This window comes from Phytoactinopolyspora endophytica (genome assembly GCF_004138495.1).
GTDB lineage: Bacteria > Actinomycetota > Actinomycetes > Jiangellales > Jiangellaceae > Phytoactinopolyspora > Phytoactinopolyspora endophytica.
Map to the genome: position 1 here is coordinate 3,319 of NZ_ML142855.1, position 10,029 is coordinate 13,347.

The 10,029-nt window shown below is 66.9% G+C and carries 12 protein-coding genes and 2 pseudogenes; 10 read left to right on the forward strand and 4 right to left on the reverse strand.

Annotated features, from left to right (window positions below; translation table 11 throughout):
- A partial coding sequence (locus ELR45_RS37885) for a hypothetical protein (RefSeq protein WP_205856623.1) occupies nucleotides 1-182 on the forward strand: 182 nt, incomplete at its 5' end.
- Nucleotides 183-406: 224 nt separating this feature from the next.
- A complete protein-coding gene (locus tag ELR45_RS37890; protein WP_205856624.1) occupies nucleotides 407-607 on the forward strand; it encodes a hypothetical protein in 201 nt (66 codons plus the stop codon).
- A 140-nt stretch (nucleotides 608-747) separates the two neighbouring features.
- Here ELR45_RS37890 and ELR45_RS14845 read toward each other — a convergent pair.
- Both ELR45_RS14845 and ELR45_RS14850 read right to left on the reverse strand, forming a co-directional pair.
- Nucleotides 748-946, reverse strand: a pseudogene (locus ELR45_RS14845) (IS481 family transposase); the annotation flags it as partial.
- Between the two features lie 5 nt (nucleotides 947-951).
- Complete coding sequence (locus ELR45_RS14850) at nucleotides 952-1,767, reverse strand: NAD(P)H-binding protein (RefSeq protein ID WP_129667124.1); 816 nt, start codon at nucleotides 1,765-1,767, stop codon at nucleotides 952-954.
- Between the two features lie 87 nt (nucleotides 1,768-1,854).
- On the opposite strand from ELR45_RS14850, the gene ELR45_RS14855 reads away from it, so the two are divergent.
- A complete protein-coding gene (locus ELR45_RS14855) occupies nucleotides 1,855-2,277 on the forward strand; it encodes a winged helix-turn-helix transcriptional regulator (protein WP_129667125.1) in 423 nt (140 codons plus the stop codon).
- A 458-nt stretch (nucleotides 2,278-2,735) separates the two neighbouring features.
- The gene (locus ELR45_RS14860) at nucleotides 2,736-2,999 is read left to right on the forward strand and encodes a hypothetical protein (protein WP_129667126.1); all 264 of its coding nucleotides are present in this window, start codon (nucleotides 2,736-2,738) and stop codon (nucleotides 2,997-2,999) included.
- Between the two features lie 637 nt (nucleotides 3,000-3,636).
- Here ELR45_RS14860 and ELR45_RS14865 read toward each other — a convergent pair.
- Complete coding sequence (locus tag ELR45_RS14865; RefSeq protein ID WP_129667127.1) at nucleotides 3,637-4,251, reverse strand: TetR/AcrR family transcriptional regulator; 615 nt, start codon at nucleotides 4,249-4,251, stop codon at nucleotides 3,637-3,639.
- A gap of 101 nt (nucleotides 4,252-4,352) precedes the next feature.
- Between ELR45_RS14865 and ELR45_RS14870 the strand changes: the two genes are divergently transcribed.
- From ELR45_RS14870 to ELR45_RS14885, 4 genes and pseudogenes are all read left to right on the forward strand, one after another.
- On the forward strand, nucleotides 4,353-5,099 hold the full coding sequence (locus tag ELR45_RS14870) for an SDR family NAD(P)-dependent oxidoreductase (RefSeq protein ID WP_129667128.1): 747 nt from the start codon (nucleotides 4,353-4,355) through the stop codon (nucleotides 5,097-5,099).
- Between the two features lie 314 nt (nucleotides 5,100-5,413).
- Nucleotides 5,414-5,764, forward strand: a pseudogene (locus ELR45_RS14875) (tetratricopeptide repeat protein); the annotation flags it as partial.
- 252 nt (nucleotides 5,765-6,016) lie between these two features.
- Complete coding sequence (locus tag ELR45_RS14880; protein ID WP_129667129.1) at nucleotides 6,017-6,601, forward strand: DUF305 domain-containing protein; 585 nt, start codon at nucleotides 6,017-6,019, stop codon at nucleotides 6,599-6,601.
- Nucleotides 6,602-6,615: 14 nt separating this feature from the next.
- The gene (locus ELR45_RS14885; protein WP_129667130.1) at nucleotides 6,616-7,227 is read left to right on the forward strand and encodes a class I SAM-dependent methyltransferase; all 612 of its coding nucleotides are present in this window, start codon (nucleotides 6,616-6,618) and stop codon (nucleotides 7,225-7,227) included.
- Between the two features lie 7 nt (nucleotides 7,228-7,234).
- On the opposite strand, the gene ELR45_RS14890 is transcribed toward ELR45_RS14885, so the two are convergent.
- Nucleotides 7,235-8,428, reverse strand: a complete 1,194-nt coding sequence (locus ELR45_RS14890) for an alpha-D-ribose 1-methylphosphonate 5-triphosphate diphosphatase (protein ID WP_129667131.1) — start codon at nucleotides 8,426-8,428, stop codon at nucleotides 7,235-7,237.
- Between the two features lie 137 nt (nucleotides 8,429-8,565).
- Here ELR45_RS14890 and ELR45_RS14895 point away from each other — a divergent pair, with 137 nt between their 5' ends.
- Both ELR45_RS14895 and ELR45_RS14900 read left to right on the forward strand, forming a co-directional pair.
- Nucleotides 8,566-9,258, forward strand: a complete 693-nt coding sequence (locus ELR45_RS14895) for an HAD family hydrolase (protein ID WP_129667132.1) — start codon at nucleotides 8,566-8,568, stop codon at nucleotides 9,256-9,258.
- Between the two features lie 40 nt (nucleotides 9,259-9,298).
- The coding region (locus ELR45_RS14900) for a phosphate/phosphite/phosphonate ABC transporter substrate-binding protein (RefSeq protein ID WP_240759778.1) at nucleotides 9,299-10,029 on the forward strand (731 nt) is incomplete at its 3' end.

The following is a 10,029-nucleotide window of genomic DNA, read 5'->3' on the forward strand; positions in this document are numbered from 1 at the left end:
GCGGGCGCACGATGGACGAAGCCTTCGAACTGACGAACGCGGACGAGCCGCACAGGCACGAGATGTGGAATGTAGTGAGCTACGCCGAGCTTGCTCGCTCCCTGCGGCTCAACTACGAGGCCGACAGGCAGCCGGCGCTGGTCCCGCTATTGGGTCAGCTGTTCGCGGGTGAGAGAAAGTGAGAGTGGACGTGGTGGAGTTCCGCTTCGCCGTTTGAGGAGCAGGCGGCAGCCAGAGCCAGTGCGGTGACGATGATCGACACCACCAGCACCATCCGCTCCTGGAGACCGGATGGGGCGACGACACGTTCCAGCCGCGCTGGCTGACCCTCGCGCTGCCCGCCCTGCTCCGGGGCGCGGCCGCCTCGCCACCCTTGGAGCTCGGCATTGAGACGGATGGCTTCGCCATGGTCCTGCGGATCGGCGAGGAGGGGCCTAGCGCGTTCGTCCGCCCTGACGACATGCCCGAGACGGTCCTCACCGCCGCGCCCGATGTCGTCGTCGGGCTTGCGGCGGGTGGCCTCACCATCGACCAGGCGCTGGCCGTGGGCAAGCTTGAGGGTGACAAGGGAGTGCTTGGGGGTGTGTTCGCCGCCGAGATGGGCTGAGGTGGTGATCCTGAACCTGCGCTGGCGCGTAGCGGAGCGCCAGGATTAGGTTCGTCGCGGCGCGCAGGTGATCGCGCGTGGGCCGCAGACTGCCCTATCCGCTGTAACGCGGTGGAGTTCAGGTTTTCGCTTTAACCTCTGGCGGTCGACTGGCGGTGAGGGTCCGAGGAGCAATCCAGGGAGCCAAGCTCCGGTCCTGTCGTAAGCGGTTGACCCACTTCGATGCGCACGCTCGAGAGATTTCCATCTCAGCAGGCATGTGTGCGGCGGACGAGTGAGGCAATGTTCTACCAGCCGCCGACGACCTCCGAGGGACAGCGGCGCGTTGCGATGAACCATCCACGTCAGCGTGCGGCGGGACGCATCGCGGCCGCGGCGTCCGCCGCTACGGTTAGCGCGTTGGCGATCGGTCGGTCGAGCAGGCTTACGAGGTCGGGGCCGGAGTTCTTGAGGAACCCATGGCGGACGTTGGTAGCGATCGAGGCGAGCAGCGGCGGCTGGAACGGCAGCAGAGTGTCATCAGCCAGTAGCTGGGCGCGGTACTCAGCAAGCCTGAGCGTTCGATGCGCGACGCCGAGCTCGTCAGCAACCTCGGCGGCGGTGATCGGCTCACCGACGAGGTCGTAGGTCTTACCGACGTGAGCTTCGGGCTTGCTGGCCACGACAGCTGCCGCGGCGGCCAGGTCGTTCCGCGCAACTGCAGAGAGCGCACCGTCGCCGAAGGCGGACTCCAGACCTTCAGTGGACCATGGCAGGAGCGCACCGAAGAGCTCGGCGTAGAGTCCGTTGCGCAGGATCGTCCAGTCAAGTCCGATGGCTTTGATCATCTGTTCGGTAGCCCGATGAGCGAGTGCGAAGCCGAGATGATCACCGGCAGTGGTCACACTCGTGTAGACGATGTGACCGACGCCGTCGCGGCGCGCGGCGTCAAGAACGGCGCGGTGGCGAGCGATGACCTGGTCATCCTCGGCATACCCCGCCGAGACGAGGACGAGCGTTGATACGTTCGTCAGGTCGAGCGACCCGGGGTCGTCGAAGTCGACGCGACGCTGCCCTTGGGCAGGTATCCGAGTGCCGCCCAAGGCGGGCACTCTCCGGGCGGCCAACTCCTGGAGCGTGAGGGAGGCGAGCTGTCCGCTCGCGCCGGTCACCATGATCATTGCGGTTCAATCTCCTGCCGTGGTTCTCTTCAGTAACTACACTCAAATCATCAACCGGTCGCGGCCGGCCCACAAGGAGGCAGTTTCATGTCAGTGACACACACCGAAGTAACCGCTGGATCCGCTGACCTGGCACCGTGCGGGCAGCCGGAGCACCCCGATTGCGGAATCCGCGACGTTCTCGACCGTGTGGGCGACAAGTGGTCGGTCCTGGTGATCGTCGAGCTTGCGAACGGGGCGCGGCGCTTCCGCCAACTTCAGCGCGCCATCGATGGAATCTCCCAGCGGATGCTGACCTTGACCGTGCGCCGGCTGGAACGCGACGGGCTGGTACTTCGGACCGTCTACCCAACCGTGCCTGCGCAGGTCAACTACCGACTCACCGAGACCGGCGCAAGCCTGACCCACCTCGTCAAGGCACTGGCCGACTGGTCACACGAGCACCGAGACACCATCGCCCGTGCCCGCCAGGCCTACGACGAGCAGCACCCCGACAATGAGATCCGATGACCGTCCGCGTCAACAACGTCATGACCCGCAACATCTAGCCATGCCCCAGAACCCGCGACTCCCGTTCGTCATAGACTCAGCTCACGCATTGGCCGATGGACTCGACAACCCCTCGTTGCTTGTGACCCTTCATCGCGACATCGACAAGCTTCATGGACTCGATGGGCGCAGGCTCGGGAGCTCGAGCAAGCAGTACGCGCTCCGCTGGGCCATCTTCACCATGTTCCTACGCGGCTCTCGAGGCGTTCTTCAACGACGTTCTTCGAGAGCTTATCGGCACTCGGGCGCTGCCCCTGAACGCCGACAAGCTTCGCAACGCCGGCAATCAGCATGAGGTCCGCCTCTTCACCAACGACTGGGATGTTCGAACGCGCGCCTTGCAACCCAGCTCGACTGACGGTCGGTCCAGATGGATGATCTATGCCGGAACGCAACAGCTCAGTGCCTATCTCGCCGACATGAAGAAGTTGCGCGACTTGCTGAACCATGGACAAGACCCACGCAAAGCGACGAACGAGTCGGGTGCCCTGTGGCCGCTCGCCCGTGGCGGGCATTCGATGCGGCTGATGGGGGCCGAGGGGTTCATTCAGGCGTGCTGCGACCTCGCCGCCCAGACTGTGCTGGCATACGGCGGTGACGTGAGCAACCTCCCTGCATGGCCTGAGCCGGAGCGCTCTGGCCTCTCCGCGGAGAAGCGGCCTCGGTTGAAGCTCCTCCCATGACATTCGCTCGATGCATTGCTGCGTGGGCGCACCAACTCAGGCGAGCGCACCCAATATGAGGTTGGTTGGCGCGGTCCTACGTGTCAGGCTGGAGCGGTACTACGCCCGAGGACACGAACGACGATCCGACGTCAAGGAAGCGCTGATGGGCGCGAAGGCATCGATGAGCGCTGGCGAATACTGCCAGCGGGCGGATCATCCAATGTGCCGGTGTTCGTCTCGCCCCTCGGTCGAAAGGTGTCAGTCACGGTGCTGGTCGACTCGGGTACCGAAGACGGAGGAGAGATCGAAGCGGCCAAGAACGCCAACAAGATCGACAGCGAGCGAATCGTTCTCGTCAGTTCCGTCCTCGACCGGAAGCATGCCGACATCGAAGTACCGCAGCGTCCGTTACGCGGTGTCAGAGGTCCCGCTGCGAGAAGAAGAACGGACCGAACGGCTCATCGAGTTCGCACAGCGCGCTGCCGATCATGGCGAGGTCTCCCCTCGACGGCATGCGCGCCGTGACGAATTCGCCAGCTGCGCAGCTGACTGCAGAAGCTCGTTGAGACGACGCAGCGCGAGCCGGTGACCGTCCGCGCTGGTCTTCACTGCCTACGTGCCGAGCATCCGGCCGGCAGGTGGTGAGAACGGTGCGTCAGCGCCTCTCGGTACGGCCGTCGGAGTGCTCCGGCAGGAGGCGATCAGCGAGCGATCGTGCTGTGGCAGTGAGTGTTGCCGTGTCCATCCCGGTCCGACCCATGAACACGATCCCTTGCTGCGCGGCTAGGATGGCCCGCGCAAGCGCGATCGGATCCGATTCGGCCGGCAGATCGCCCTCATCCTGGGCGCGGACGACGCAGTCGGCGATCAGCGCGGTGGACGTCTCATAGGTGCGGTGGGCGTGGGCGAGCACTTCCGGATCGGCGTTACCGAGTTCGCAGGTGCTGTTGGCCATCAGGCAGCCACGCCGGGCGCCGGTGTCGGTCGCCTCGTCGATCGGCGCTTCGAGGAGCATGCGCAGTGCGTCGATGGCCGATGGAGCTTCGGCAAGGGCTCTGCGAAGTTGATCATGGCTGCTATCGGTGTAGCTGCGCAGTGCCCGGAGGAAGAGCTGACGCTTGTCGCCGAACGCTGCATAGAGGCTGCCCTTGCCCAGTCCGCTGACTCGCAACAGGTCTTCCAACGAGGTCGCGGCGTAGCCGGCGGACCAGAACTGCTCCCGGACGGCGTCCAGCACTTGCATCTCGTCGAACGCTCGGGGACGTGCCATGGCTCCAGAATAGACGTTCTTGACCTCATGGTCCATAACTACGTATGGTGGACCGGGCGGTCCAGAATGCCGTCGCACATCGACAAGGAAGCAGGAACAGCATGGGAAAGCTGGACGGCAAGGTAGCGATCGTCACGGGCGGGTCGCGGGGCATCGGGGCGGCATCGGCGCTGGCGCTGGCTGACGAAGGGGCCGACGTCGCGATCAGCTACTCGTCCTCAGCGGATCGTGCCAAGGCCGTGGTCGCCGACCTGGAGGCAAAGGGAGTGCGCGCGGCGGCACTCCAGGCCGATCAGGCGGATGCGACGCAGGCGGCGGGTCTGATCCACAGCGTGGCTCAGCAGTTCGGAAAACTGGACATCTTGGTCAACAACGCGGCCGTGGGCGGTGGCGGCCTGGTCGACAGCGAGACCGCCGACCAGGCCGCCATCGAGCGGCAGCTCGCCGTCAACTACACCAGCGTGGTGGCCGGGATCCGGGCGGCGTTCTCGCTGCTGCCCGATGGCGGGCGGATCGTCAACATCAGCTCGGGCGTGGGAACCCGTGCGGGTTTCCAAGGGATGGCGTACTACGCGGCCACGAAATCGGCCCTTGAGGGCTTCAGCCGGGGAGCAGCCCGCGATCTGGCGCACCGGGGCATCACGGTCAACGTCATCCAACCCGGGTTCATCGACACCGAGGGAAACCCCGTCGACGGCCCGGCCGCATCCATGTTCCTTCCGACCACGGCGATGGGGCGGTACGGCAGACCCGAGGAGATCGCCGCAGGCGTTGTCTTCCTCGCCAGTCCACAGGCCTCGTACGTCACGGGCGCCGTGCTGAGCATCGACGGCGGATACGGCGCGTAGCGCGAGGCCGTGCAGCTGGAGGCGTGCTGCTGTCGCCACTGATCGCTGTGCTGTTCACTCGGCGGAGGTGGCGACTCCACGCTGGGTTCGGTTCTGCTGTGGATGGGCACGGTCGGGATGTGCCGGGCACGACCGGTCCGGGCGCGAACACAGCGAGTGAGAGTATGGGTGCCATGACAGAGGAGCTCGAGCGCTGGTAACGTGATGTAGCGGATTTCTGGGAGGGCTTCTCGGACGACGAGCCGGACAAGTCCGTTGTTCAACTCGACGCGGTCGCGGACCGGTGCCCTGCTGATGACGGCCGTGCGGACTTCGAGCGGGCGTCGGTGCGTGACTCGGTCGGCTTGGAGCACGACGCTGATGGCTACTATCAAATGGCGGTCCAGGCGGGGCTGGAGCCGGAACGACGCGGCCAGGCGTTGATCCAATGGGCCAGTACGCTGCGCAACCTCGGTCGACCGGAGCGTGCTATCGAGCTCCTGGCTCAGGTCGATGACCCGAGTATGGGCGACGCCCCTCGCGCGTTCCTGGCCCTGTCGCTGTCCGACGCCGGGCGGGACAGGGAGGCTTTGCGGGTGGCGCTCGAAGCTCTGGCGCCACACCTGCCGCGATACCAGCGCGCAGTGAACGCCTATGCCCGGCTTCTGACCGAGCCCGACGAGTAATCCGTGCGTAGAGACTGGTAGGTCGGCTCGCTCACGCTGCGCGAAAGGAAACCAGAGCCGACGACGCACGCGGCTCATGGGAGGCACCGTCGGCGGTGGAACTTTGCACCGCCACGTGCCGTCCCAGGGGCGTGACTACAACGATCAATGCGAAGAAGAATGAAGCCGTATCCCACCACCGACCCCGTTCGGTCGCCTTGATGCCGCTGTCTGTCCTGGTCATCCTCGGTCTTGTCGCGTGCGGAGGCGACGATGCGGATACCGAGACGGCCTCCGAGAGGGCATCATCAGATCCGAGCCCGTCCCGAGGACCCGGCGGACGCCGACCCGGCGGAAGAAGAGGGCGGACCAACGGACACCGGTGACGACACCGGAGAACAGATACCCGACCTCTCCGACGCCGACATCGAGTTCCTCCAGTACCAGGTCGCGTATTCCGACCAGACCGTCGAGCTCATGGAGCTCATCCCGGACCGCACGGATCGGGACGAGCTTTTCCAGTACCGCGACCAGGTCGTCGGTTACGCCGAAGAGTTCAGCGATATGGCGCGGGAGATACTCGCCGACCATGGGGCAGAACCGGATCCGGACCAGGTCGCCGGCCTGACAGATCCGGAAGAGGTCGCCGCCTTGGAGGATCTGAGCGATCTGGAGTTCGATCTCGCCTTCGTCGACGTGATGCGTGGACACGTCGTTGCCGAGGCCGACGTCGCTGAGGAGGCGCTGGCAGACGGTCTTACCGGCGACGTCAGGGCGGTAGCGGAGGAAGTCATCACGCACGCCGATCGAGACGTCGGCATCCTCGACGGCTGGGCGGCATCGTGGCCGGTGGGCTGACATAGGCTTGCGGCGTGGCTAGGCCGACGCGTTGGGAAACGGATACGAAGGACGGGCATTCCGAGTGGTACATCGACCGGTTCCGCCGGATGGCCGCCGAAGGAGCGGACCTGGTCGGTGAGGCTCGGCTGATGGACGCGATGCTGCCACGCGCAGCTCGGGTGTTGGACGCCGGTTGCGGCACCGGACGGGTCGGTGCTGAGCTGCACGCGCGTGGCCATACCGTCGTCGGGGTCGACGCCGATCCGGCGCTGATCGAAGCGGCCAGAGCCGATCACCCCGGACCGGACTGGCAAGTGTGCGACCTGGCCGAGATCGATCTTGAAAGGATCGGACAGAGCGAGCCGTTCGACGCGGCCGTCCTTGCCGGGAACGTGATGGTGTTCGTTGCACCGGGCACGGAGACCGAAGTGCTCGAGCGGGCCGGCCGGTGTGTGCGGGCGGACGGCTTCGTCGTCACCGGCTTCCATGTCAACCGTGAACTCTCCCTCGGCGACTTCGACGAGCACGTCGCGCAGGCGGGCCTGCGCATCGAGCACCGATTCGCCACCTGGGACCTCAAGGCTTGGCACGACGACGCCGACTTCGCGGTCACCGTCCTCCGCCACGCGCCGGCCCAGCGGTAACGCGACGCTACGGGGCAGCCGCGGGCAAGGTGCGTCGGACGGCGGGCCAACGTCCGGAGACGTCTGCTAGGACGATATCGGCACGCCTGCCGGGCGCGAGGCGGCCGCGGTCGGTGAGGCCGACCGCCTCCGCCGCCCCGGCAGTGATCAGGGCGACGGCCTTCGGCAGCGACGTGAACCCGAGACGGACCAGCTCGGTACCGGCGGCGAGCAGCGCGGATGGGAGGTAGTCCGACGTCAGCGCGGTCACCAAGCCCGCCTCGACCAGGCGAGCCGCCGAAACGTTGCCGGAGTGCGAGCGACCCAGCACCACGTTCGGGGCGCCGGCCACCACGTGCAGCCCGTGGTCCCGCGCGGCCTCGGCGGCCTCGAGCGTCGTCGGGAACTCGGCGATCGAGCCATGCCGCTGGGCAAGCGCGGAGACGTCGGCACGGGTCGCCGGGTCGTGGCCGGCCAGCCTGACCCGGCCATCCGCGGCGAGCTCACCCAGCCAGCCCAGCGTGGAGTCGCGGATGTGCAGGTGATCGTCGCGCTCCGCACGTAGCCGTTCGACATGCTCCGCCGCACGCTCCGGTGTCATCGACTCCGCCTCCACGAGCCAGCGTCGCATGGTCGCCGGGTCGGCGTACTGGCCCTGACCGGGCGTGTGATCCTCGTGCGAGACGAGCGGTGCGACCGCTTGCGTCCCTTGCGTGTCCAGCCGGGTCCGTAGCTCGGACAGCCCAGTCGGGCAGCGCACGTCGAGCCGGTGCAGGATGCGATGGTCCAACCGCCGCGGACGGGCGTGCCGGATCACCTCGTGCACCGCGCCCGCGGTCGGAGACTCGATCGGGATGCCGACGGCGGAGAGCGCCTGGAAGGCCACCCCGTGGTACGCGGTCGTGATGCCTGCCGCCAGCAGCTCAGCCTCCACCGACTGGAAGGCGAACTCGACCGGTACCGATGCGCCGGGCCGCGGCCGGCAGGCACGGGACAAGCGGTCGTTGTGAGCGTCGACCAGGCCGGCGATACAGGTGAGCCCGGAGCCGTCGAGGTCCGCAGCGCTGCCGGGCGGATGCGGGCCGACCTGTTGAATCAGGCCGTCGCGGACGACGATCCGTGCGTCGTCGACGAGGCGGTCGTCCAGGACCGCCCGGACGTGACCCAGCACGTAGTTCTCCGGCGCCTCTGCAGCCGTCCAGCTCACGCTTTGCACGGACATCAGTTTCCCAGTCGTCCGGACAACCACCCGCCGGTTGAACTGGTTGTTCACCGAGCCGGCATCTGATTCCCATGGCCGGTTCGTCCTGGTGTCGAACGATGGTCACCGTCCGCTGAACGAACGATCGGAGAGGGACCGTGAAGATCGAGCTCGTCTGCCTGGACATGGCGGGGACGACGGTTCACGACGACGGCGCGGTGCTGGCGGCGTTCGGGGAGGCGCTGACCGGCATGGGGCTGGAGCCAGGCACACCGGAGTACGCCGCGGCCGAAGACTACGCACGCACGACCATGGGCCAGTCCAAGATCGAGGTCTTCCGCGCCATCGCCGATGGCGACGCCGCCCTGGCCGAGAAGGCCAATGCGATGTTCGAGCACGCCTACGCCGACGGTCTTGACCAGGTCGTCCCGGTGCCCGGCGCCGAGGCCGCGCTCAAGGAGATGCGCGAAGCCGGGATCAAGACCGCGTTCACCACCGGGTTCTCGGCCGGCACACGAGACGCCCTGATCGACGCACTCGGCTGGGCCGGCCTATGCGATCTCGCGCTGTCCCCGGCCGACGCCGGGCGCGGACGACCGTACCCGGACATGCTGCTCAGTGCCCTGATCCGGCTGGAGGTGGACGACGTCCGCGGAATCGCCGCGGTCGGGGATACCGCCAGTGATCTGCTCGCCGGCACCCGGGCCGGTGCGTCCATCGTCGCCGGGGTGCTCACCGGCGCCCACGACGCGGACGCTCTTGGTGCCGCTCCGCATACCCATCTGCTGCCTTCCGTCGCCGACGTCCCACGCGTCGTCGGCGAACACGACCGAGAGCGCCGGACGCTCTGAGCTGCGCCGGCCACGGACAAGACTGGAGAGTCCCGTGAGGATGACGAAGAACCACGCGGTCACCCTGACTGCGTTGACGCTCGGCGCGGTGCTGCTGAGCGCCTGCGGCGACGACGCCGATGACGACGCGGCGAGCACCACCAGCGACGGCTATCCGGACACCATCGTGCTCGGCGCGGTGCCCGCTGAGAACTCCACCGACCTCGCCGCCAGCTACGAACCCGTGATCGCCTTGCTGGAGGAGGAGACCGGCGCCACCGTCGAGTTCAGCCAGGCCAGCGACTACGCCGGTGTGATCGAGGGCATGATCGCGGAGAACGTGGACATCGCGTTCTTCGGCTCGTTCGCCTACGTGATCGCCACCCACAATGGTGCTCAGATCCAGCCGTTGGGCGCCGTGACCAAGGCGGAGGACGAACCGGCCGGCTACCGTTCCTACGGGCTGACCAGGTCGGACAACGACGAGGTCGATCAGCTCGCGGACTTCGCCGGCCGTGACATCTGCTTCGTCGATCCCGGATCGACCTCGGGCTTTCTCTACCCGGCAGCCGGGCTGATCGAGGCCGGAGTCATTGAGTCCGCCACCGAGGAAGCCGTGACCAGCGGGTTGAGCCCGGTCTACGCCGGCGGCCACGACGCCTCCGCGCTGGCGATCAAGAACGGCGACTGCGACGCCGGCTTCGCGTTCGACACGATGGTCGAGAAGACCATGATCGAGAGCGGCGACCTCGCCGAGGGCGAGCTGAAGCAGGTCTGGGAGTCCGAGCTCAT